This is a genomic window from Asticcacaulis sp. AC460 (assembly GCF_000495795.1).
GTDB lineage: Bacteria > Pseudomonadota > Alphaproteobacteria > Caulobacterales > Caulobacteraceae > Asticcacaulis.
In genome coordinates this window covers 123,188-144,449 of record NZ_AWGD01000001.1, presented here as the reverse complement: position 1 = coordinate 144,449, position 21,262 = coordinate 123,188, and the positions used below count along the sequence as shown (strand labels likewise).

Genomic DNA, 21,262 nt, shown 5'->3' with positions numbered 1-21,262 from the left:
CAGCCGTTCCGGGGGCGGTGCGTCGCATTAGATTGTCTTTAACCGGAGATATCGATCGTCCTGTACCTTTCCCGCGTGCGGTCGAAATTTCATCTGTACACATCGTTTTGTGTGCGAAAGTCTCCGGCAGGGCGGAAAGGGGCCCGGAAAGCGGTTGCAACGCTGGCTTTGAGAGTCTTGGCAAGTTCGAACATGCGCCAATCCTCAGAGACCGTCAATGCAAATTTATTGCACACCATGCTTTTCAGCATTTAGGTGCCGTCAGATGCATCAAGCTGCATTAAGGCGCTTCATGCCTCATCTTGCATGAGGTAATCAATATCTTCCTGTGCAATCGCACGGCTTTGTGATTCCGCGGTGACCGGTGTTTTGGGTTATATACTTAATATAGTATAAATTCAGGGGCGGCCTTCGACAACGATCTCCCCCGCTGAGAAGATAAGGTAGGCGTTCGCAATCAAGCCAGGAAACTCACAGGGAGTCGACATGGAACCGCTTTCTTCACGTCACGCAGGGTCCGGCCAGGTCACCTGGTCGGCCCAGGCAGTCCGGGCTTCGGCCGCCCTCGCGGAGAGTTATTTGCGCGAAATCGACGGCGCTCTGGATTTTGCCACCTGTGTCAGCCCCGATGTTGTCCTGGCCTTCCCGGAAGCGGAGCGTTTCCTGCTCGACATCGACTTCTTCCGGGCATGGTCCGGCCGCGGCACCATGAGCAAGCTCGCGGTCAATCCATGGCTGCGCCTGGAACGGTTTGTCACCTGCGGCTACTACCTGCTTTATCTGCATCTGCCCTTGCGACGCACGGCGCTGATGGTTGAGACCAGGAACTTTGAAATCTATCTTGAGATCCGGGCGGAGGAGGTTCACGTGAAAAGCATCGTGGCCAAGGGGCAGTTGCCGGGCGGGGGGAATGATGGCGGACGGGGCTGTTCGCCGGGACCGGGATACACACCGTTCCGCCCGGTCAATGTTATACCGGTCCGGACTCGCGAACGGGTGCTCGAGCCCTGCGGCGCCTTTGCCCGGCTTAAGCAGTGGCTGATGAAGCGTTATTTTGCGAGCGTTAAATGGAGCGACCTTTTGGCGAAGATGGCCGGTGACGGACTCGACCATCTGCTGTGCGGGCTGGACCGGATTCGGCGCATGGTATCCGCACGGATTCCGGGCAGCCCCTGGGCGGCGGTGACCTCCCGACCCCTGGTCGTCATGACGGCAGCCGACGCACGGGCCATGGCGGCCGTGACGCGCGCCGGCTTCGACTCAGCCTCAGGCCGATACCTGTGGGTGAACTCGCGGCAGGTGCCGGACCGGTCTTCGTTCGCGCTTCTGCCGAAGGTGGGGCCGGAAAAGGACGCCATGATATTCGTGAACCTCAACGACGAGAACGACAGGTGCGTTGATTCGTTCTACCTGCTGATGTGCGGTTCCTTGGCTCAGCTGCGGCGGGACGGGAGCACGATCGAAAAGGCCAATATCTTTATACATTGCGCCGGACAGGCCGCACCCGGTGAATTTTGCTCGACGACCCGGCTTCTCGGATCCCTGCGCCAGACCTTCCCCGTGCGCCTGCGTTACCGGCGCAATGACACCGAACCCATCACGATGCAGAACGGGCTGGAAATTGCCTTCAGCCACGGGACCGTTGACGTCCTTGCCGACTATTACGAAGAGGCAAGCCGCAGGCTGGACCAGGGCGAGGAGGCGGCCGACGCCTTCCTGACCCATGAAGTGCCCACAGCGGTGGCGCATATGAAGACCAGAGAAGAACTCAGCGTATTCTGTAATATTTTCTCGACCGGCGGGCCGGATGGACCTGTGGTCGTACGCGGAGGACAGCACCGGTCATGATGCGACCGGGACCGGCCTTATCAATGGCCGCCTGCCCTTCGACCTCCTCCCCTTTTTGAATACGCGACCACCGGCAGGCCCTTTGCCGGTGGTTTTTTTCCACTGACGGGCAAAAAATTTGCACTAACATCAAATATTGTGAAATGCATTATTATAGTGTATGATCATTTTACGCTCAAATGCGAAGGAGTATTGCTCGTGAAAAGTGATACAGCCAAACTCCAGCGCGTCCGCGCCCATTATCGCCTGGGGGATTTTGTCGCCGAAGAGATCAACGCCTTCCATTGCGACCCGGGCAGCGGCGATTCCGGTCCCGGAAAATGGCTTTTCGAGACGGCCGACATGATTGCCGGCTGGATCGCGGATGACACGGTATGGAGCGCTTATCATTCCAGCCAGATCCAGGTCCGGCGCGACTATGTCAGGCCCTGGACGAATTTCGATGCGCAGCCGGAGGTGTCGCCCGAGGATATCGGTGACCAGTCGGCGGTGGTCCGGCGCAGCCTCCAGGACCGGGCGGATATCCAGGCCAGGTTTCCCGGAATGTACGGGACGGGCGACAACGAACGTGCCCATCGCGACCGCGTGTTTCAATGGGCGTCCAGGTTTGGCAGCGAGACGGACGCGCTGTTCGATGGTACCCGTGCGCTTCGCGTTCCGGCCAAGGTCGGGCAGCTGGTTCAATGCCTGCCCTTCCTGGCCGTCATCCCCCTGGCGCCGCAGATCGCGGGTCTTCTGTCGAATGCGTCGATAATGATCCAGCCCTGGATCCCGGCGGCCTGCCTTGTCGCGGCCGTCGGCGTCCAGTTCGCCTGGGGGGCGGTCAGGCTGGCCCGTCTGAAGGACGCCGTGCGGCTTCGCACCCAGGCCTATGCCACGGGCATGGAAAACCGGGGGCTGCAAACCGGCGCCATGATGGCCAGCCGCCGCAGCGAGCTCATTACCCTGTATAAGGAAGCCTCGGACTATGCCCGGCGGTCTCCCGAACTCTATTACGATCCCCACCACCCCGGCCGGGCCGTGGTCTTGCAGAAGAGATGGCAGGAGGTCGCTGAGCAGGCGCTGGAACGCATCGGCGCCGGCGACACCTGGCTTGAATTGCATCTGGCTTTTGCCAGTGACCTCTTCAAGACCGCTTACACCAGCGGCAACTTCAAGGACAATTTCTTTGGCCTGGGCTACCCGGTCCGGACGATCACCAAAAACTCTCTGGGCCGGCTATGGCGGGGCAGTCTTCTGGCGGCCGCCTTGTTTATCGCCTTGCCCCTGTGGTCCGCCGGCACGCAAAGCCCGCTGGCGCCGGCTACCGGCTTGGCGATGAGTGGGTTACTGGCCTTTCTGGCGAGCTTCGTCATGGGTTCGACCCGGTCGAAGCGAATCAGCGAAATCTGTGGCAACCTGGTCGACTGGAAGGATACGCGACGCTACGTGGCGCTGGTCTCGCGCCAGGTTGGCCGGGACACGCCCAACCAAATTCGCGAAAGCCTGACCCAGAAGGCCTGCGATCAGCAGGCTGCTATCCGGACCAAGTCGGAAGATATCGCGCGCGGTGGCCGGTCATGAAGATTTAGTGCCTTATATACGCTGTTCCATCCAGCCAGATGATGTCCTTGTCGTCAGGATGCGTCATCAAGACCCGGCTTTCCCGGTGGCCGTCGTCATAGGTGATCTTCAGAGCCAGCCCCTCGATGACATACCGCCCCGGCCGGCCGCCGCTGGCCCCCGTTACTGTGCTTGTGTCGCCGAACGACGATGACGCGCTCGCTACTCCATCGCGCACCATCCGCCCGCCCGGCAAAAAGCTGTAGCTGGTCTCGACAAAAACCGCATCCGTCCCGCCAACTGCCAGATTGCCGCCGCCGCCGGTCGCTGTGAACCGTCCCTGCAATCCCGACGTATCGGGCACCTGCGTCCACACCTTGTTGCCCAGGATCGGCCGCCACTGGCCCGACGCGCCGCGATATTCATAGATCCCGCCGGTCTTGCGCCAGTTCGACCAGTCGTCGGGATTGGCCGCCCGGTGCGCCGCCGGGTCGCTCAGCCCCGTCACATCCAGCAGGATATCGCCCGAACTGAACAAGACGGCCGGCACGAACTTGATGGTGACCATGCCGCCATAGCCCATGCCGGCGGTCTGGATCAGGCCGTAGCCCAATATCCCTTTGACCGGCGCGGCGCTGACCTTTGCCGCAGCCGGAGCCGCCGCGGCCACCACCGGCGGCTGCCAGTGCGCCGCGATATTGGCCTGGTCCGACCGGATCCAGGTCGCCAGCGCCGCGCAGCCCTGAGCATACAGCGGCGACAGCTTGCCGTCGACCGCCGCCTGGAGCTGCCGATAGGCCTGGCCGCCCTCGCGCGCCTGCGCCGTCGTTGCCGCCTGGCGCACGGCCGGCGCCTGGTTGCGCGCTTCCCATGTCTTCAGCGCCTGATAGCTCGCGCTGCCCGGCCGCGCCGCGTCGGCGCAATGCGCCGCCAGCGCATCGGTGGCGACCACCAACCCCACGGCGGTGGCGAATTTCTCGTCCTGGAAGGACTGCGCCTGGGCGGGCAGGGCAATACCCGCCAAAGCCACCATCAGCAATACGCGGGAGAACGGCATGACAAGGCCTCCGGAAGAACTCATCCGACACTTTGCCCCGCCTGCATGCCGGTGATATGACACAGCCGCCCGCCGTGGTCACGTTTGAACCGGTCCCGGTAACAAGGCTTTGACCTGGCAAAGTGCGGCGCCGCACCTACATGTCATACCGGACACAAGGAACAGCCGATGCAGGACGACATCCCCACCCTGGCGCAATGGGCCGGCGGCCCCGAGGCCTTCGACAAGCTGACGGCGGCCTTCTACGCCCGGGTTCCGAACCATCCCATCCTGGCGCCGGTGTTTGCCGGCATGAACCCTGACCATGCACGACACGTGGCCGCCTTCCTGACCGAAGTCTTCGGCGGCCCCAAAGCCTATACCGCCATCGGCGGCTCCCACGCCGACATGGTGGCACATCACTTCAACCGTCACCTGACCGAGGACCAGCGCCGCGCCTGGGTGGCGCTGATGCTGGACACGGCGGATGAGGTCGGCCTGCCCGACGATCCGGAATTCCGCGCCGCCTTCGTCGGTTATCTCGAATGGGGCACCCGCCTGGCGAAGATCAATTCCCAGGACGGCGCTGCCCCGGCCGACCCTTCCGCGCCGATGCCGGCGTGGAACTGGGGGCCACCCGGCGGCCCCTGGCTGGGCTGAGTCAGGCCCCGCTGGCCGGCCTCAGCGTTGCCAGATAAGCAGCAATATCGATGCGGTCGCCGGCGCTCAGCCTGTCGGCGACGGGTTTCATGGCGGCGCTGGCGATGTCGGCGCGTGCGCCGGATTTGAAGTCGTACAACTGGCGGATAATATAGGTCGGGAAGCGGCCGGCAATGCCGGGTATGTCGCCGGTCCCGGTCAAATCCGTGCCATGGCACGACACGCAGCCAACCTTTCCGGCCTTGCCGGCCACCAGGGCACGGCCGCGTGCTATACTGCCGGCCGGCACATAGGCGGTATAGGCCGTGCGGCTGTCGCGCAGTTCGAACCGCGCAAAGTCGTCCGGCACTTCGATGATCCGGTTGCCGATCGGCTCGGTCCCTGCGCCAGCCGAAAGCCGCAGGATCCACGCCGCCGGTTCGGTTTTCGGCACCGTATCCGTCTCCACGACCCGGACGAACGACCGCGGCGTCAACGCAGCGAAATAAGCGGCTGCGGCCTCGTCGTCGCCCGGCTGGGCCGCCTTTGCGACCTTGGCCATGTTGTCGGCGGGCGCGCGATGCACCGACGATGTCCGCGACGCATCGCCAAAAGCCCTGACCTGGGCGATGATATAGGCCTTCGGCAGCCCGGCCAGGGGCGCGTTTTCCGGCCGCCCGGCGCCGTTGGGCAGATGGCAGTAGGCGCAGGCCCCCGCGCCGTTGCCGCTTCCATGCACGACGACTTCGGGCATGGCCGGGTGCTCATCGGGATGCCAGTCCGGCGCCGACGCCAGGCTTTTCAGTTCGGCCTTGTGAAAAGCGGCCGCGCTGTCGGGTACATGATGCAGCGCCGTATCGACCGGCTCCGGCGCGGTGGCGGCGGGCTTCATGGGATAGGCCCAGTCCGGTGCGCTCTCCACGGCCTGCGGTTTGGGCGTACAGCTGGCCAGGATCACGGCGACGGCCATGCAACTCAGATAAACCCGCATCCCATGTACCCCTGCTGCCGCGACGGTGCCGTCCCCACCGACATTGGCGGCCGGGCCGCGTCCTTGTCAACCGCACTGCTCGTTGTACATGTCCTCAACCTGTTGGGCGATGTCGCGCGCCGCGTCGCGCAACTCGACGGTACTGTCGTAATATTCACCGCCCCTGTACGACAGGACCTGCGCCAGGGTCGCGCTGGTCTGGGCCGCCTGGTTGTAGCTATAGACGGCGGCGCTGGCATGACGGCAACGCTCTTCATGCGTCGCGCTGGCATCGGCCGCCTGAAGCTCTTCCCACCCGGCGTCGGTCTGTTTCTTGATGTCGCGGGTATAGCTGTTGTAGGTATATTCGTCGCTCTGGGCCAGGGCCGCCGACGGCAAAAGCAACAGGGCGCACAGCCCGAACAGAAAAGCGCGCATATCCGATAGTCCTTGGAGATTTACTGAAAGACTATCCGAAAGGCGCAGGCGCGGACCAGTTACAAATACCGTAAGCCTGCGCGTTACAAATCCTGACAGGGTCGATTTGCGCATTGACCACCGCGCGCGCCGGCCGTTTTATGGCTGCGTTTTTCGGGGAGAGCTTGCCATGAAGCAGATCGTCATTGCCGCTTTGGCGCTGGCCGCCGTCGCGGCCGCACCCGCCTATTCCAAGGACTTCATCTTCGTCCACAATGGTCAGTCCGACCTGCGCTTTATCGACCGCGCCAGCATCACCCGTGTCGACGCGACGACCATGAGCGCCTGGTACGTCGTCATCTTCGAAGACGCCGCGGTGGTGGACAATGTCAAACAGTCCCAGGCGCAGTTTCATGTCCGCTGCGACAGCAAACAATGGGCGGTAAAGGCGGGCAACACCTTCGACCACGCCGGCAAGTCGCTGGAGACGGTTTCGGTGGCCGATTCCGACCTGACCTTTGCGCCGGCCGCGCCCGATACGGTGATCGGCCGGGTGGCGGACTATGTCTGCGGCACGCGCCCGGTCGATCCCGCGGATGTCTATGCGGCCGATGACGCCTGGCACCTGCAATCGGCCTATGACCGGCTGAAGGCCACCCCGGCGCCATAGTCCCGCATCAGCGGTGGAACTTGTTGCCGTGCTCGTCGCTTGTATAGTCGTCCGGATGCAGCGGAGGCGGATCACCGGACCTGACATAATAGATGACCGGCGGCTGAAGGCTGGCCGGCGGGTCCACCACGTGGGCGTATTTTGTCGAGAGCAGCAACCGTGCGGCTGCGATCTTCCCGGTCTCCGTGCCATAGGCCATGATGTTGCGCAGCGCCTTGACGGCATAGGCGGCATGGTCGGGCTTGGCTTCGGGCGCCTTGCGGATGGCCTGCCGGATCGCCTTGGGCGTCGGCGGATTCGCCTTTTGGCTGTCCCTCAGTGGTATGGCGATCAACGACACCCTGACTGGCCGTGTTCTCTGCATCTGCCCCTCCGTTGGCTTCCACGGAATCGGCGCTCATCTGACTCGCATCGCCGGTCAACCACCTCAGAACCACCACAGACAGATGCCACAAACGCCCTCCTCTCCACGAATGCCTGCCGGCGAGGCTGGGGAGGTACCCCGAAGGGGGGGAGGGGTATCTTTGCGTAAGTGCGAGCACCACGTGGTTTCCGAACCATCCCCACCACATGCCTGTTTCCCAACCGCCTTCAGCTCGATCTGAGCCCAGCGGGGGTGTGACGCAAGAAGATTTAAACGCGGATAAGGGCACGGATATCTGAGCAAGCCCACGCGATATCCCCTACCCGCCAAATACCGGGGATTCCGGTGAAATGATACCAATTGCCCAAGTCCGCTTTCCCGCATCCCCAAAAGTGTGATGCACGTCTTGGAATGCGCGTTAAAACAAAGCTTGCAGCGCCGATCCGAGTCTACGGCGTCGAAGCCTGTTCTAACGCAGGACCTCCGCCGCGTCGACGATCTCGACCTCATGCATCATGTGCATGTACGCGTCGAGATAGGGTTTATGCGAGGCGCCAATAATCAAAAGCACGCGCCCGCCCGGCTGGTTGCCGAAACTCGCCCTTAGGTTGGCGGCGATGCGCAGGTTGCGGGTTTCCCACCAGGCGACATACTGACGGCCGTACAGTTGCGGGCTGTTTTGCGCCAGGGCGTTCTTCCATTCGCCATTGACGACACCCGCCTGTCCCTGCGCCGAGTTCAAAACCTGGAACAAGCTCAAAACGTCGTCGGAAGATTTGAGGTTCGACACGCGCGTACGATAGTCGGCGCTGTAGGCGTCCGGCAACTTCCACAGTGCCTGTATGGCCTCGCCATAACCTTCGGGGGCGGCGTTGTGAATGCTGTCGGCAGTATGGTCGTCCGATGCGTAGAGCCTTTCCAGACCCAGGCGCACCGCCAGCACTGCGGCGATCTGAACCACTTCGTTTGGATTGCCCCTGAGGTCCTGAAGCATCGCGACCAGTTCAGGGCTGAGGCCATCGCCTTCATGGGCTTCGGACGCCGGCAGTCTCAGCCATTGCACCAGCGCGGAGCCGAAATCCCCCGACGCCGCAAAGAGTGCGGCCAGCCGACGCCGCTGTGCCGGGGTCGGGTCTGCGGGCCAGCCTCCCAGTTCGGCATTGGCTTGCGCTGCCGCGGCGGCGATGTCGAGACCCGTCGTCTTAAAACCCAGGGCAGCCATAGCGAACTGCCGCTCACAGTAGGTGTCGGCCACGTCGGCGTAAGGGACCTTGAAGGTCGCTGCGATCTGGCAGGCCTCACCCGACATCGCCTCCGTCGCGATCAGGGTCGGCGCGTAGCCGGCAAGACGGTCCAGAACGGGCCCCAGCATATCGTTCCTGAAGCCACCTGGCGGCAGTTGCGCCAGATGGGCTGTACCCAGAACCATAACCTGGGTCATGGGACCATGGACCGAAGATTTGAGGCTGACGGGATCGAAGACGGGCGATGGCGCCGCCCCTGAGACGGCAGGCAGGCCGCTTAGAACCAGCACGGACAGACAGGCAAAAATTCTCATAAGGGATCGGCTTCCAATGCGAATGGAGACATATATGTCCGGATTAGAGCGCATCCCAAAAAGTGTGACGCACTTTTTGGATTAAGATGCGCGTAAAAATAAAAACTTAGAGCGCCGATCCGATTCTACCTGATCGAAACGCGCTCTAAGACCTGAGCATAGATCGAAACCAGATGCCGTGTGCAGCCCAAATCGGCCTGAGCTGCGAGAAATAACCGGAATATTGAGACAGGGTATTCAGGTGGCATGGTACCAAGTGTTCAAATAGGTAGATATCTCGCTCTATTTATGGACGCCGCCGCCGTGTTTCCCGCCGTCAAAGCCGGCGGCAGGCGCATCGTCCAGGTCCGCAATACACTGGTTCGATTCGTCAACGTCACTGCGCTGCCGAACGACAACTACGCCGCGCGCCGGGTCGCCTGGAGCGCATTCGGACAGAAAGGCTTTAACACGGATAAGGGCACGGATGCCCGCTTTGCGGGACACGGATGAAGGCACGGATATCAGAGCAATCCCACGCGATAGCGGCTGCCGGTGCTCGGATATCTGCTTTTGTCTCGGACACCATTGGTCTTCTTGCCAAGCGACGGGAAATCAAGGTTAAGGTGCGGGGCCATCGCAGACGGAACAGGGTATGAGCAAGTATAACGATCTTTCCCGTGAGCAGTTGATCGAACTGTTGAAAAAGCGCGATCGGACCAAGAAGCTGGGCTTGGTCTGGGAGCGAGACGAGATCGAGGCCGACCACGCCGTAGATGCCAACTTTGTCGCGGCCACCCTTTTGTCCGATCTGTCTGACAAGCCTGCGCCTTGGCGCAACATGGTGATCGAGGGCGACAATTACGACGCGCTACGCTGGCTGCGGATGACCATGGCGGGACAGGTGAAATGCATCTACATTGATCCGCCCTACAACACTGGCTCGAAGGATTGGGTTTATAACGACCACTATGCCAATTCTGAAGATGCCTATTTCCATTCGACTTGGCTGGAATTTCTGTTTCGCCGTCTGACTCTGGCGCGTGACCTGCTGTCGGAGGACGGTGTGATCCTCGTCTCGATCAATGACGACCAGCGGGCAAAGCTGGAAATGTTGATGGATGAAGCCATGCCGGGGATGCGGTTAGGGTCGTTTGCGTGGCGGACGCGCCAAGGGTCCAACGCCGACCATCAGGCATTCATGAGTGCCGATCATGAACACATTTTGGTCTATGGGAAAGCAAATTTCCGGTTCTTGGGCAACGACAAGACCTATGAAATGTATCGCTTTTACGATGAATCGAGGGACGATTGGTATCGCTTGAGTGATCTAACGCTTGGCTTTGATCATCGCGAACGGCCAAATCTCTACTATCCGCTTTATGATCAACGGACTGATATTTGGTACCCAGCCAACCCGAACCGAGTTTGGGTGTACCCCAGCAAGCTCAGGTCGAAGGCGGCGAAAACGCGATTCATGGAGGACTGGATAGCTGCGGAGCACATTCGATTCCCCGAAAGCGCAGAATTTCGCATTTTTCACTCTCTTGACGAACTTCACCAAGCGTTCGATCGCGGCGAACTTCCAACGAGTGGCCGCGCTCCCATCATTAGGCCAGACCTGCCGGACTTCGAGTTTTGGGTAGGCAAGAAAATTGGATACGGAACACCTGCATTTAAGCGATACAAGAAGGAGCTCCGGAACCTGCGGCAACCACTCTCGACTTGGATTACGCCTCGATCAGAGGCGGATAGTCTGTTGGAAGGTAGGAACGCTCTTGTTGTGGGAACAAACGACGAAGCTGCCAAAGACATAAAGGCTGTCTTTGGCTCGAAGGCCTTCAACTACGCAAAGCCAGTCTCCCTGATTCGTGAACTCGTACGACAGGCTTCGTCGCCCGGTGATGTTGTGCTCGATTTTTTCGCTGGCTCGGCGACGACTGCCCAGGCTGTCATGGAACTTAATGCCGAAGACGGTGGTGATCGGCGATTCATCATGGTCTCATCGACCGAGGCGACGACGGACGAACCCGACAAGAATATCTGCCGCGACGTGACGGCAGAACGGATACGCCGCTTGAATGCTTCCGAAGACAAAAAGTTCGCGGAGCTGTCGGCTGACTTTGCCTATCTGCGCTGTCGTGAAATTGAATTTGAAGACCTCGATCAAGATCTCTCGCCCCCGGAGGTCTGGTCGGCCTTGGAAACATTGCATCGACTGCCGCTGACTCGATACGCTCAAGCCTCCTGGCAGGAACACAAAACCGAAAGCCAAACTCTGATATTTGCGGACAGGGTCAGTACGGAATTGCTCGCCTATCTGCGCGGCGTTGTGGAGCGGCGCGAGAATGCCTTTGTCTACGCTTGGGCGCCAGGACAGATCACCGCCGCGCTCGGCGATGCTCTGGATGTCCGGTCGGTGCGGGCGGAATTGGTCGGAAGGTTCCGCCAATGAGCGCAGATGCCGATTTTCGCGTTTCGCTGGCGCCCTATCAGCAGCGCGCCGTCGATGCGATGGCCGAAACCCTGCGCGCGGTGTCCACCCGGCATGAACGCGATCCCGAGCAACGCGAACGCATTTCCCGCGAACTGGGTGTGATCCTGCTTCAGGCGCCAACGGGTTCGGGCAAAACGCTGATGCTGGGTCGTGCTTTGGAAGACGTGCGCGGCCACCTGGAATGTAAGACGGTTTGGTTCTGGTTCGCCCCCTATGCGGGGTTGGTGACGCAAACCCGTTCCGCCCTGACCGCCCAATGCGGCGCACTGCGGCAACGCGACATCTATGCCGACCGCGAAGCCAGCGCCGCCCGCGACGGCGATGTGTTTGTGCAGACATGGGGCTCGGTCGCCGTGATCAAGAAGGAAAGCCGCAAGGTCCGAACTGACAAGGAAGCAGCCTTGTCGGTGGACAGCATGATCGCTGAACTACGCGATCGGGGCTTCCGAATTGGGGTGGTGATCGATGAGGCGCACCTGAATTTCGGTTCGAGTGCGGCAGCGACGGCGGAGTTTTTTTTGAACGTCATGTCTCCGGACTATACCCTTTTGGCTACGGCCACGCCGAACGACGCCAAGCTGGAACGCTTCGAGCGCGATGCCGGTTTGAAGGTTGCGAACCGCGTTTCGGTTTCGCGCGACGAGGTGGTCCGGGCAGGGTTGAACAAGGTCGGCCTGATGGTCGGCGTCTTGCGATTCAGGGAGGAAGATCGGGAACTGATCGATACTGAGGTCGCCACCCTGACCGCAGGCTGGTCGCAGCATTCCTTTATCAAGGATCGGCTGGCGGAGAGGGGCATCAGCGTCACACCTTTGATGCTGGTACAGGTTGAGGACCAGCAGGAAGGAAAAGAAGACCCAGTTGCGCGGGTAAGGGATCGGCTGACGGAAATCGGCATTCCGGAAAAGTCCATCGCCGTGCACACGTCGGGCGAGCCCGATCCGGATTTTCACACCCTGGCCTACGATCCCGAAATTGAGGTCCTCGTATTTAAGGTGGCGGTAGCTACCGGTTTTGACGCCCCCCGCGCCTGGACGCTTGTCTCCGTTCGACCGAGTCGTGGACGGGATTTCGGCCAGCAGATCGTTGGGCGAATTATGCGTGTCCATCCGTTGGTCCGACCGTTCCACGGTCAGGATCCGCTGCTGGACCGGGGCTATGTCTTCCTGTCGGACCCGGAATTGCAGGTTGGTCTGGACGAAGCGGCTGCTGATCTGAAAGCCGTCCGTGAAGGCATAGCGGTTTTGACCGATACGCTGGACGTGTTCGTTTTGGGGAATGATGCACCTGCGGCGCATAGATTTGAAGCCGTTGCCCTGCCACCTCCGGCCCCGCACACGATGGACACCCGAATCCTGGCAGAGCGTGCCGACGTGCAACTCTCGATCGGGCTGCTGAATCCGAATTACGCGGAAGCATCGCTTGCGCGGCAACAAAGCGTCGTGAGCGCTGTGCAAGGTTTTTCCGAACCCTCCGCGCCACTCCTTTTTCCAAATTTGCCCGACATACTGGCGCCACGTCCGGCACCGGCTCAACCTGCCACGCCCGAACATCTCGTCAAATATAAGCTGCGGACCGACCTCGGGATTCCCTCGGCTCTGGTGCGGGAAGAATTGCCGAACCTGTTTGACATTGAGGATGATCTCTGTCCGCAAATTGCCCGGGAATTTTGCCGCATCGTTCCAATGACCTCCATGCTGCTGGCCGTAAACAGCAACGCTGAACTGTCGATGCGGGACCTTTTCAACGAAAATCAGACCGATCAACGCAACCTCAGCGTCAGGATGTCCCCGGCGCGTATAGCCGACCAGGCGCAAATGCAGCTGACATTCAACGACGGGATTGACCCGCGTCGTGTTCGCGAGGCTGTCGAAGCGGAGTTATCCCGCCTTTGCCAAAAAGAAGGCATTGCTGCCAGTACCCGAGAACTGCGCCGCACAATCAACTTGGCAATCCTGCGGTATCCGCAGGCGTTGAAGGACTCTGTGCGCCTTGCGCAGGGCAGGTATATCCAGTTGCTCTCTAATGAGCCTATCCCTGTGGAACAGTTCGGAGAGCCAGATGCTGTTATCGCCCAAAAGGGCGCTTATGGTGCATTCATTGGCCGGTACAATCGGCCGGAGCGTGCATTTGTCGAAATGCTTGATCGTGACGACACGGGTTGCGTAAAATGGTGGTTGCGGAATCCTGAAAGTGAGAAATGGGCAACGCGCCTGATCCTGCCCACGGGCAAGCGGTTCTTTCCCGATTTTGTCGTCGGTATCAACGGACGCAAGACTAAGGACAACATTGCGTTGGTTGAGATTAAGGACGATGGTGAGACCGGGCGTTTGCAGTCCGACAGCAACTCGATCAAAATTCGCTCTGAGCACAGCGAGTACAAAAAGGTATTCTGGTCGTTCCGCGAAGCGGACGGTGTTTTCCTTAAGGCGGTCTGGAACGAGTCGTACAATCGAATTTTCTCGAATGGTCCATTCGAGATTTCGAATATGGTATTGATCCAGTGATAGGGAAGTCAAAAGAGTCAGCGGTGAGTGGAGGCCACATCGGTGCAGGCCGAGCGTCTGTCCGACACCACTGATTGACAAAATATGTAAATTATGTAATTTACATATTTGGAGTCAGCCAATGCCCGACACATCTACCGTTTCAGCCACGCAGTTCGTACGCGATTTTCCGCGTTACCGCGATGAGGCCGCACATTCGGACGTCATCGTGATAACCAGCCATGACCGGATTATCGGCGGTTACCTGTCGGCGCGGGAACTCGAGCATTACCGCAAGCTCAAGGCGCGCGAACGCGAAATCCTCACGGTTGGCGAACTCAGCGATGACATCCTTGCCGCCATCGAAGCGGCTGAATACGGCGCCGAACCCAGGTGACCTTTCCAATCCCGAAGCCGGGCCTCGTCATCCGTTATGGATTTCTGTGGAGCCACGAGAAAGATGCCGGGGCAGACGAAGCGGCCAAAGACCGTCCCTGTGCCATCGTCGTAGCGGTTCCGAAAAGCGAGGATAACGGTATCGATGTCGTTGTCGCTGCCATTACCCATGCTTCGCCGGCAGATCCGGCGGACTCGATCGAACTTCCGCCGGCTGTTTGTCGTTCGCTGGGCTTGGACAGCGAACGGCACTGGATTCGGTTGGAAGAGCTCAACCGGTTTGCCTGGCCGGGATTCGATCTCAGACCGATACCCGGCACGACAGCCCGATACGAGTATGGCATGCTGCCGAAACCGCTCTACGAGGCCCTGCGCCAGGCTATTCTGGACCGGCAAAAATCAAAAGCCGTGCGCGTCCAGCGTCGAGACTAATCCTTGAACCTGACCGGCATGCCGTCAGATAGGAAGAATACACCACGGTCAAAGGCACGGATCTCAGTCTATCCGGCGCTCGCCTTGCCTCGCCGGCTGCGGCAGGCGTCGGAGCAGTAGCGCACCTCATCCCACACCTTTTCCCACTTTTTGCGCCAGGTGAATGGGCGGCCGCACACAGCGCACGGCTTGCTGGGCAGGTCGGATTTGGCGGTTCCGCGTGGCATGGCCCGTCCTAGAGCGCATCCCAAAAAGTGTGACGCACATTTTGGATTAAGATGCGCGTAAAAACAAAAACTTAGAGCGCATCCCAAAAAGTGTGACGCACTTTTTGGATTAAGATGCGCGTAAAAACAAAAACCTAGAGCGCCGATCCGATTCTACCGGATCGAAACGCGCTCTAACGGCTGACAATGCCGCCATGGGCCCGAAGGTCCAGAAGCATGGCCAGCATCATATGTCCCCGACCTTCGAACGGGTTGAGCTTATGATGCGCGGAAAACCGCAGCAGACGCCCGGGGTTTACCGTATCCAGGCTGACCTGACCCATCGACCAGTCGCTGAAGGCGCGTTCGCTCACCTCATCGAACACCAGAAGCGTCACATCGCGGTGTCTTTCGTCGCACATGATCCGGCGCAGCAGACGCGACACCTCACTGCGGCCGCCCTCCAGGATCTGCAGAAAGACATCCTCCGTATGGCACAACAGGCCGGTAATCCCTTCGGCGGTGTTGCGATGACGCGACGGTTCCAGAACCGCCTGCAACAGGGCGTCGTCGATCGGACCGACGGCGCGGCTCGCATATAGACATTGTACCAGCATGACCGCCTCAGTCTTTCAGGTTGATAAGCGACAGGAACTCACGGCGCAGCGCCGCGTCCTTCAGGAAGGCGCCGCGCATGACGCTGTTGATCATCTTCGAACCATTGTCGCGGACGCCACGCCACTGCATGCAGAAGTGATCGGCTTCCATGACGATCGCCAGTCCGTCCGGCCGCACCCGCTTCATCACCTGGTCGGCCAGCTGGCTCACCGCCTCTTCCTGGATTTGCGGCCGCGACATCACCCATTCCGCCAGGCGCGCATATTTCGACAGCCCCAGCAGGTTGGAGTGCTGGTTGGGCAGCAGACCGATCCACAGCCGGCCCATAATCGGGCAAAAATGGTGGCTGCACGCACTGCGGATCGTGACCGGTCCGACGATCAGCAACTCGTTCAGGCTGGTGTCGTTGGGAAACTCGGTAATCGCCGGCGCCGCTTTGAAGCGACCGCCGAACACCTCGTTCAGGTACATCTTTGCGACCCGGCGCGCCGTGTCGCGGGTGTTGTGGTCGTTTTCGACATCGATGACCAGGCTGCGCAACACCTCGCGGAACCGCTCCGCCACTTCGCTCTCCAGGGCCTCGTGCTCGCCCGGCAGAATAAAGTCCGAGATATTGTCGTTGGCGAAGAAACGCGATTTTGAGGCTTCCAGTCGCCGCCGGATACGCGCCGACACCGCCTCGTCATCCAAAGCGTCCGCGCCCTCAGGCGGCAGGGCAGGTATATGTGCGGTCATCTGGGGCCCGGTGCAGGGTTAAGGCCGTCGAAGGGCCTGGGTCAACACATACGCCGGGCGTTGACGTCTGGATCGCCGCCCGGCGCGTCCGGCCGGCAAATTGTCGCATCCCGCGTCCAGGTCTCCACATCCCGCGTACTCTGACAACACCGGGTCGGCCACGCGTTTCGATCCGCCATAAGGAGTTTTACATGAACCTGCTTGTCAACCTGGCCATAGGTCTCTCCCTGATCGTCGTCCTTGTGACCTTCGTCTTGGGCATGTTTGCCTTTGCCCGTAACGGCGCCGAAGCCAGCGCGCGGCTCAACCGGCTGATGGCCTGGCGCGTTCGCACGCAACTGATCGCGATTGTGGTTCTGGCCCTGGGGGTTCTGATCAAGTCCCAGTCCTGAGCGGCGCCATCGCGTCCGCCAGGCGAAAGCCGGACAGCCAGGCGGCCTCGACCCGCGGCCCGATCAGCCAGTCGCCGCAGACCCCCACCTGCCGGGAGTCCGACCACAGGTAACCTTCACCGCTGCCGGCCGACCGGGCATAGCGCCACAGATGCCCGCGTGAAAAGGCTGGCTCCGGCAGGTCGCCTCCGTTCGTCTCCCGCCAGGCCGCGATCATCATCCGCGCCGCCGTCTCGCGGTCTAAGGCCAGATTCGCCTGGGCCCATCCCGGCGTGCTCTGCAAAACCCAGCTATTGTCATCCGCGCGGCCGGGTTTGGTCGCATTGTGTGCGATCCAGGCCAGGACCGGTCCCTGGGCACGGGTGACCGGGGGATGCCCGGGCATGGGGGCCGGCAGGGCCACCAGGGTGGTCCAGCACGGCTGGGAGATCTGACGTGCCGCCACGGCGGCCATCTCCGGCGCCGGCCATCGCAAGAGCTCCGACGCCTGTTCGGCCGGGATGGCAACGATGGCGGCATCGTACGGGCCGAAACTGCCGGCGTCGCTGACCAGATGCCAGCCGTGCGCATCGCGCACCATGCCGTCGATGCGCACGCCGAACCGCACCCCCGTGGCCTGGGCCATGTCGACCAGCGGGCTGCACATCATCGGCGTGCCGGTGTAGGCCTGCGGTCCGGCTTCCGGCCATGGCGCGACCAGCCCCTGGGCCTCCCAAGTCTTCACCTGGGCGGCGAACCTGCGGTCGCGGACGGTAAAATACTGCGCGCCGTGATCGAAATGCAGGTTTTGGCCGGCCAGCGTTTCGCGCCGTGTCGACATCCGGCCGCCGGGGCCCCGGCCTTTATCGAAGATGTCGACATGGAAACCGCGGCGGATGAGGCGCTGGCCGGCTGTTAAACCGGCCAGCCCGGCGCCGATAATGGCAAGGGAGGTACGCATCGCCAACCATACGATGCAATCGCGGCCTTGGATCAGGCCGTCGGCGCGTTCGGATGGACAGCGCGGTCGGATAGAACAGGTTTAAACACGGATTAAGGCACGGATGCCCGCTTTGCGGGACCACGCGGTGGCCGCACGGATAAGGCACGGATGTCAGCGTATCATGCGTTTGATCTGGACCTTCTCGTTTCTAAAAACCCGATCGCTTTGCGCTCAAGAATTTGTAGCTCCGCTGGTTCATGACGCAAAGAAATCCGTGCCTTATCCGTGTCCGGCCGCAGGCCGGCATCCGTGCCTTATCGGTGTTCAAATCTTCCCCGGCAAACAGGCAGGACGGAGTCGAAAATGCGCAGTCGGATCGAAAGGTTTTACCGCGGATTTCAGAGTATAACACGTTCGATCTGGACCTTGGCTGTTGTACCGAAATTAACAAGCAGACCAAGTTTCAGGCCCGTGGCCTTCAGGTAGTTCAGCAACTGTGCGCGGTGCTCCGCAACGATTGCGGAGCATGCCTTCAGTTCGATGATGATTTTATCGAAACAAACAAAATCTGGATGGTAAGTCTGTACAAGTACACGTCCCTTGTACGTCAATCCAAGCGCCTTGCGCTCGCGAAAAGGAATACCACGGTCAGTAAATTCCTGTGCGAGACACTCCTGATAGACGGCCTCCAGAAAACCGCCGCCCATTTCATTGTGGACCTCGAAAATCGCTCCGCGGATCAAAAACACTTCGTCTTCAAACAACAACTGGTTCATGGCGCAACAAATTCGGGCCTAATCCCTCGTTAAACCTTACCTTCGCCACACGCCGTCAATCCTTGAAGAAGCTCTCGTAAATCGCCTCATCCACCAGATTCATATTGTACTGCAGCACATCGATAAACTCATGCAGCCCCGTGGCGATGATCTGGGTCGCTTCCGACGCCGCGATCGTCTGGGTCAGGATGGCCATCTCGATAATCGCCTTGTTCGGCCGCTCGATCCCCTGCGACAGGCTCGACATGGTCCGTGCCGCCTCGTCCAGGCAAAACGCCACCGACCGCGGGAAGCCCTTTTCAAACAGCAGGAACTGGGTGACATCCTTGTAGTTGATGGTGTGGAACTGCTGGCGGTACATTTCCAGCGCATGGACCGACTTCAGCACCGCACCCCACTGCACCGCGTCGAACGGGGTGTCGAGCAGCGACGCTTCGGGCAGCAGCAGGAAATACTTCACGTCCAGAAGCCGCGCCGTCTTGTCGGCCCGTTCCAGCATCTGGCCCAGGTGGGCGAACTGCCAGCCCTGGTTCCGCGACATGGTGTTGTACATCAACCCCGTCATCAGGTGGCCGGTGCGGCGGACCTGGGTGTAATAGTCCATCAGATCGGCGACCGAGCGCTTTCGCGAATGCGCCTGGGTCAGGTGGTAAAGTTCGTTGATCTTTTCCCAGACATCGACCGGCAACACTTCGCGCACGGTGCGGGCGTTTTCGCGCGCCCGGTAGATGCAGTGCAGGATCGAATTGGGGTTCTTCTGGTCGAAGGTCAGGAAGCGCAGGACGTTCCTTTCGTCGGCGACCTTGTAGCGTTTGCTGAAGGTTTCGTCGTCCCCGGAGGTCGCGACCAGCGGGTACCACTGGGTGGCTTCGCGGTTCAGCGTCAGGTCCAGCATGAGGTGGGTATTGACGTCGATGAAGCGGGCGACGTTATCGGCGCGCTCCATATATCGGGCCATCCAGTAGATTGAATTGGCGACACGGCTCAGCATCATGCGGCAGCTCCCGATATAGCTGAGAAACTCGACATCTTCTTTCCTTTATCCCTCCCCGTTATACGGGGAGGTGGATCATTTGCGGTTAGCAAATGAGACGGTGGGGGATTTGGCCCGCAGATGTTTCCGTCGCTTACACCTATATCCGGCAAGGTTTGGCGCCAAGAAATCCCCCCTCCGTCTGCTGCGTTCCACTTGCAGACACCTCCCCCGCATAGCGGGGGAGTATAAGAAAGGAAAAGGGCGTTCACGGCCGTTCTGATCATGCGCCGCCCTCCACGATATGATCATCCTCGCCCAGCACCCAGGTATCCTTTGAGCCACCGCCCTGCGAACTGTTGACCACCAGGGAACCTTTTTTCAAAGCCACCCGCGTCAAGCCGCCGGGCAGGGTAAAGATGCCGTCCGAATACAGCGAATAGGGCCGGAAATCGACGTGTCGTCCCTCAATCGCATTGCCACACAGCGTCGGGGCCCGCGACAGGGCCAGAGTCGGTTGAGCAATGTAATCCCGCGGCTTCGCGCGAATCTTCTCGGCGAATTCCTTCTGTTCGGCCTTGGTGGACTTCGGCCCGATCAGCATGCCGTACCCGCCCGACAGGTTGACCGCCTTGACCACCAGCTTGTCCAGGTTTTCCAGAACATAGGCACGATCGCTGTCGTCCTCGCAGATATAGGTCCGGACATTCTCGGCGATGGCCTCTTCGTCCAGGTAATACTTCACGATCTTCGGAACATAGGCATAGATGGCCTTGTCGTCGGCGATGCCGGTACCGGGCGCGTTGGCCAGGGACACATTGCCCTTCATATAGGCGCGCATGATGCCGGGCACGCCCAGCAGCGAATCCTTGCGGAAGACCTCCGGATCGATGAACTCGTCATCGATGCGGCGATAGATGACGTCCACCCGCACCAACCCGCCGGTCGTGCGCATAAAGACCTTGTCGTCATCGACCACCAGGTCGGAATTCTGGCACAACGGCACGCCCATCTGCTGGGCCAGGTAGGCATGTTCGAAATAGGCCGAATTGTAGATGCCCGGCGTCAGCACGACCACATTGGCGTCGTCGCCACGGCCTTCCGGCGCGATATATTTCAGCGCCCGGTACAGCTGGTCACCATAGTTCGACACCGGCCGGATCTTCAAGGTATGGAAGGCCTGGGGCGTGATCAGCTTCTGGACCGCGCGGTTTTCCAAAACATAGGAAATGCCCGATGGACAGCGCAGATTGTCCTCCAGCACGTAGAACTCGCCGTCGCCGTCGCGCACGAAGTCGGTGCCGGAAATATGCGTCCATACCCCCTTGGGCGGTTTCAGACCCTCGCACGGCTTCAAATAGCACGCCGAGGAAAAGATCATCTCAGCCGGGATGATGCCGTCCTTGATGATCTTCTGGTCGTTATAGATGTCCTGGATGAACAGGTTCAGCGCCGTGATGCGCTGGGCGATGCCGCGCTCCAGCTTGTCCCATTCATGCGCTGTGACGATGCGCGGGATGATGTCGAAGGGCAGGATCTTCTCCGTGCCCTTCTTGTCGCCATAGACATTGAAGGTGTTGCCGGACTGATAGAGCGCGTCCTCGGCCGACGTTTGCCGGCGCCTCAGGTCGGGACGGGTCAGGGAATCGATCCAGTTGACCAGAGGTTTGGCAGCGGCATGCGGCTTGCCGTCCCGCTCGAACAACTCGTCGTAGAAACCATTGGTCTGGTATGTCTCAAGCGTCAAACGGTATGCCCCTGGCAAAAAGTATTTTTCGACACCTCATGTTTATCCAAAAAGTGGCA

General features: G+C 60.4%; 22 protein-coding genes. 10 read left to right on the top strand and 12 right to left on the bottom strand.

Features of this window, described 5'->3' with window-relative positions; all coding sequences use genetic code 11:
• Positions 1-486: 486 nt before the first annotated feature.
• Together ABAC460_RS26065 and ABAC460_RS26060 are read left to right on the top strand one after the other, a co-directional pair.
• Complete coding sequence (locus tag ABAC460_RS26065; protein ID WP_023451497.1) at positions 487-1,848, top strand: hypothetical protein; 1,362 nt, start codon at positions 487-489, stop codon at positions 1,846-1,848.
• A 198-nt stretch (positions 1,849-2,046) separates the two neighbouring features.
• Positions 2,047-3,411, top strand: coding sequence for a hypothetical protein (locus ABAC460_RS26060; protein WP_023451496.1), 1,365 nt, complete (start codon positions 2,047-2,049; stop codon positions 3,409-3,411).
• Positions 3,412-3,415: 4 nt separating this feature from the next.
• Here ABAC460_RS26060 and ABAC460_RS48020 read toward each other — a convergent pair whose 3' ends face one another.
• Positions 3,416-4,447, bottom strand: a complete 1,032-nt coding sequence (locus tag ABAC460_RS48020; RefSeq protein ID WP_023451495.1) for a hypothetical protein — start codon at positions 4,445-4,447, stop codon at positions 3,416-3,418.
• Between the two features lie 168 nt (positions 4,448-4,615).
• On the opposite strand from ABAC460_RS48020, the gene ABAC460_RS26055 reads away from it, so the two are divergent.
• A complete protein-coding gene (locus ABAC460_RS26055; protein ID WP_023451494.1) occupies positions 4,616-5,086 on the top strand; it encodes a group II truncated hemoglobin in 471 nt (156 codons plus the stop codon).
• 1 nt (position 5,087) lies between these two features.
• On the opposite strand, the gene ABAC460_RS26050 is transcribed toward ABAC460_RS26055, so the two are convergent.
• Together ABAC460_RS26050 and ABAC460_RS26045 are read right to left on the bottom strand one after the other, a co-directional pair.
• Positions 5,088-6,056: a c-type cytochrome gene (locus tag ABAC460_RS26050; RefSeq protein ID WP_023451493.1), complete on the bottom strand. Its 969-nt coding sequence runs from the start codon at positions 6,054-6,056 to the stop codon at positions 5,088-5,090.
• Positions 6,057-6,122: 66 nt separating this feature from the next.
• The gene (locus tag ABAC460_RS26045) at positions 6,123-6,473 is read right to left on the bottom strand and encodes a hypothetical protein (protein WP_023451492.1); all 351 of its coding nucleotides are present in this window, start codon (positions 6,471-6,473) and stop codon (positions 6,123-6,125) included.
• A gap of 169 nt (positions 6,474-6,642) precedes the next feature.
• Here ABAC460_RS26045 and ABAC460_RS26040 point away from each other — a divergent pair, with 169 nt between their 5' ends.
• Positions 6,643-7,122, top strand: coding sequence for a surface-adhesin E family protein (locus ABAC460_RS26040; protein WP_023451491.1), 480 nt, complete (start codon positions 6,643-6,645; stop codon positions 7,120-7,122).
• Positions 7,123-7,129: 7 nt separating this feature from the next.
• Here the strand turns inward: ABAC460_RS26040 and ABAC460_RS26035 are convergent, their stop codons facing one another.
• Together ABAC460_RS26035 and ABAC460_RS26030 are read right to left on the bottom strand one after the other, a co-directional pair.
• A complete protein-coding gene (locus ABAC460_RS26035; RefSeq protein ID WP_155914534.1) occupies positions 7,130-7,486 on the bottom strand; it encodes a hypothetical protein in 357 nt (118 codons plus the stop codon).
• 469 nt (positions 7,487-7,955) lie between these two features.
• A complete protein-coding gene (locus ABAC460_RS26030) occupies positions 7,956-9,044 on the bottom strand; it encodes a DUF5694 domain-containing protein (RefSeq protein WP_031236221.1) in 1,089 nt (362 codons plus the stop codon).
• A gap of 288 nt (positions 9,045-9,332) precedes the next feature.
• On the opposite strand from ABAC460_RS26030, the gene ABAC460_RS26025 reads away from it, so the two are divergent.
• The 5 genes from ABAC460_RS26025 to ABAC460_RS26005 all read left to right on the top strand — a co-directional run bounded on the left by ABAC460_RS26025 (position 9,333) and on the right by ABAC460_RS26005 (position 14,834).
• Positions 9,333-9,536 (top strand): hypothetical protein, encoded by a 204-nt coding sequence (locus ABAC460_RS26025; protein ID WP_023451488.1) that lies wholly within the window; start codon positions 9,333-9,335, stop codon positions 9,534-9,536.
• A 142-nt stretch (positions 9,537-9,678) separates the two neighbouring features.
• Entirely contained in the window at positions 9,679-11,478 is a 1,800-nt protein-coding gene (locus tag ABAC460_RS26020; protein ID WP_023451487.1) for a site-specific DNA-methyltransferase, read from the top strand.
• Positions 11,475-14,027 carry a DEAD/DEAH box helicase gene (locus ABAC460_RS26015; protein ID WP_023451486.1) on the top strand — a complete coding sequence of 851 codons (2,553 nt, stop codon included), beginning with the start codon at positions 11,475-11,477 and terminating at the stop codon, positions 14,025-14,027. Before ABAC460_RS26020 ends, ABAC460_RS26015 begins: the two co-directional genes overlap by 4 nt.
• Before the next feature lie 121 nt (positions 14,028-14,148).
• The gene (locus tag ABAC460_RS26010) at positions 14,149-14,403 is read left to right on the top strand and encodes a hypothetical protein (protein WP_023451485.1); all 255 of its coding nucleotides are present in this window, start codon (positions 14,149-14,151) and stop codon (positions 14,401-14,403) included.
• Positions 14,400-14,834, top strand: a complete 435-nt coding sequence (locus tag ABAC460_RS26005) for a hypothetical protein (RefSeq protein ID WP_023451484.1) — start codon at positions 14,400-14,402, stop codon at positions 14,832-14,834. The genes ABAC460_RS26010 and ABAC460_RS26005 overlap by 4 nt, the downstream gene beginning before the upstream one ends.
• A gap of 68 nt (positions 14,835-14,902) precedes the next feature.
• Here ABAC460_RS26005 and ABAC460_RS48760 read toward each other — a convergent pair whose 3' ends face one another.
• From ABAC460_RS48760 to folE, 3 genes are all read right to left on the bottom strand, one after another.
• The gene (locus ABAC460_RS48760) at positions 14,903-15,061 is read right to left on the bottom strand and encodes a DUF2256 domain-containing protein (protein ID WP_081716392.1); all 159 of its coding nucleotides are present in this window, start codon (positions 15,059-15,061) and stop codon (positions 14,903-14,905) included.
• Positions 15,062-15,234: 173 nt separating this feature from the next.
• Positions 15,235-15,657, bottom strand: a complete 423-nt coding sequence (locus ABAC460_RS26000) for a BLUF domain-containing protein (protein WP_023451483.1) — start codon at positions 15,655-15,657, stop codon at positions 15,235-15,237.
• 7 nt (positions 15,658-15,664) lie between these two features.
• Complete coding sequence (gene folE / locus ABAC460_RS25995) at positions 15,665-16,393, bottom strand: GTP cyclohydrolase I (protein ID WP_023451482.1); 729 nt, start codon at positions 16,391-16,393, stop codon at positions 15,665-15,667.
• 191 nt (positions 16,394-16,584) lie between these two features.
• On the opposite strand from folE, the gene ABAC460_RS25990 reads away from it, so the two are divergent.
• On the top strand, positions 16,585-16,785 hold the full coding sequence (locus ABAC460_RS25990) for a hypothetical protein (protein ID WP_023451481.1): 201 nt from the start codon (positions 16,585-16,587) through the stop codon (positions 16,783-16,785).
• On the opposite strand, the gene ABAC460_RS25985 is transcribed toward ABAC460_RS25990, so the two are convergent.
• The 4 genes from ABAC460_RS25985 to ABAC460_RS25970 all read right to left on the bottom strand — a co-directional run bounded on the left by ABAC460_RS25985 (position 16,769) and on the right by ABAC460_RS25970 (position 21,203).
• Positions 16,769-17,725 (bottom strand): NAD(P)/FAD-dependent oxidoreductase, encoded by a 957-nt coding sequence (locus ABAC460_RS25985; RefSeq protein WP_023451480.1) that lies wholly within the window; start codon positions 17,723-17,725, stop codon positions 16,769-16,771. The genes ABAC460_RS25990 and ABAC460_RS25985 overlap by 17 nt on opposite strands.
• Before the next feature lie 380 nt (positions 17,726-18,105).
• Positions 18,106-18,483, bottom strand: coding sequence for a GxxExxY protein (locus ABAC460_RS25980; protein WP_023451479.1), 378 nt, complete (start codon positions 18,481-18,483; stop codon positions 18,106-18,108).
• 55 nt (positions 18,484-18,538) lie between these two features.
• Complete coding sequence (locus tag ABAC460_RS25975; RefSeq protein ID WP_023451478.1) at positions 18,539-19,477, bottom strand: alpha-E domain-containing protein; 939 nt, start codon at positions 19,475-19,477, stop codon at positions 18,539-18,541.
• 262 nt (positions 19,478-19,739) lie between these two features.
• Positions 19,740-21,203: a circularly permuted type 2 ATP-grasp protein gene (locus ABAC460_RS25970; protein WP_023451477.1), complete on the bottom strand. Its 1,464-nt coding sequence runs from the start codon at positions 21,201-21,203 to the stop codon at positions 19,740-19,742.
• Positions 21,204-21,262: the final 59 nt, after the last annotated feature.

What these genes read in the sequence shown, in the direction of transcription:
- ABAC460_RS26065 (WP_023451497.1), top strand. Translation starts at nt 487, where the DNA reads ATGGAACCGCTTTCTTCACGTCACGCAGGGTCCGGCCAGGTCACCTGG.
- ABAC460_RS48020 (WP_023451495.1), bottom strand. Translation starts at nt 4,447, where the DNA reads ATGCCGTTCTCCCGCGTATTGCTGATGGTGGCTTTGGCGGGTATTGCC.
- ABAC460_RS26055 (WP_023451494.1), top strand. Translation starts at nt 4,616, where the DNA reads ATGCAGGACGACATCCCCACCCTGGCGCAATGGGCCGGCGGCCCCGAG.
- ABAC460_RS26050 (WP_023451493.1), bottom strand. Translation starts at nt 6,056, where the DNA reads ATGCGGGTTTATCTGAGTTGCATGGCCGTCGCCGTGATCCTGGCCAGC.
- ABAC460_RS26045 (WP_023451492.1), bottom strand. Translation starts at nt 6,473, where the DNA reads ATGCGCGCTTTTCTGTTCGGGCTGTGCGCCCTGTTGCTTTTGCCGTCG.
- ABAC460_RS26040 (WP_023451491.1), top strand. Translation starts at nt 6,643, where the DNA reads ATGAAGCAGATCGTCATTGCCGCTTTGGCGCTGGCCGCCGTCGCGGCC.
- ABAC460_RS26035 (WP_155914534.1), bottom strand. Translation starts at nt 7,486, where the DNA reads ATGCAGAGAACACGGCCAGTCAGGGTGTCGTTGATCGCCATACCACTG.
- ABAC460_RS26030 (WP_031236221.1), bottom strand. Translation starts at nt 9,044, where the DNA reads ATGAGAATTTTTGCCTGTCTGTCCGTGCTGGTTCTAAGCGGCCTGCCT.
- ABAC460_RS26025 (WP_023451488.1), top strand. Translation starts at nt 9,333, where the DNA reads ATGGACGCCGCCGCCGTGTTTCCCGCCGTCAAAGCCGGCGGCAGGCGC.
- ABAC460_RS26020 (WP_023451487.1), top strand. Translation starts at nt 9,679, where the DNA reads ATGAGCAAGTATAACGATCTTTCCCGTGAGCAGTTGATCGAACTGTTG.
- ABAC460_RS26015 (WP_023451486.1), top strand. Translation starts at nt 11,475, where the DNA reads ATGAGCGCAGATGCCGATTTTCGCGTTTCGCTGGCGCCCTATCAGCAG.
- ABAC460_RS26010 (WP_023451485.1), top strand. Translation starts at nt 14,149, where the DNA reads ATGCCCGACACATCTACCGTTTCAGCCACGCAGTTCGTACGCGATTTT.
- ABAC460_RS48760 (WP_081716392.1), bottom strand. Translation starts at nt 15,061, where the DNA reads ATGCCACGCGGAACCGCCAAATCCGACCTGCCCAGCAAGCCGTGCGCT.
- ABAC460_RS26000 (WP_023451483.1), bottom strand. Translation starts at nt 15,657, where the DNA reads ATGCTGGTACAATGTCTATATGCGAGCCGCGCCGTCGGTCCGATCGAC.
- folE (WP_023451482.1), bottom strand. Translation starts at nt 16,393, where the DNA reads ATGACCGCACATATACCTGCCCTGCCGCCTGAGGGCGCGGACGCTTTG.
- ABAC460_RS25990 (WP_023451481.1), top strand. Translation starts at nt 16,585, where the DNA reads ATGAACCTGCTTGTCAACCTGGCCATAGGTCTCTCCCTGATCGTCGTC.
- ABAC460_RS25985 (WP_023451480.1), bottom strand. Translation starts at nt 17,725, where the DNA reads ATGCGTACCTCCCTTGCCATTATCGGCGCCGGGCTGGCCGGTTTAACA.
- ABAC460_RS25980 (WP_023451479.1), bottom strand. Translation starts at nt 18,483, where the DNA reads ATGAACCAGTTGTTGTTTGAAGACGAAGTGTTTTTGATCCGCGGAGCG.
- ABAC460_RS25975 (WP_023451478.1), bottom strand. Translation starts at nt 19,477, where the DNA reads ATGATGCTGAGCCGTGTCGCCAATTCAATCTACTGGATGGCCCGATAT.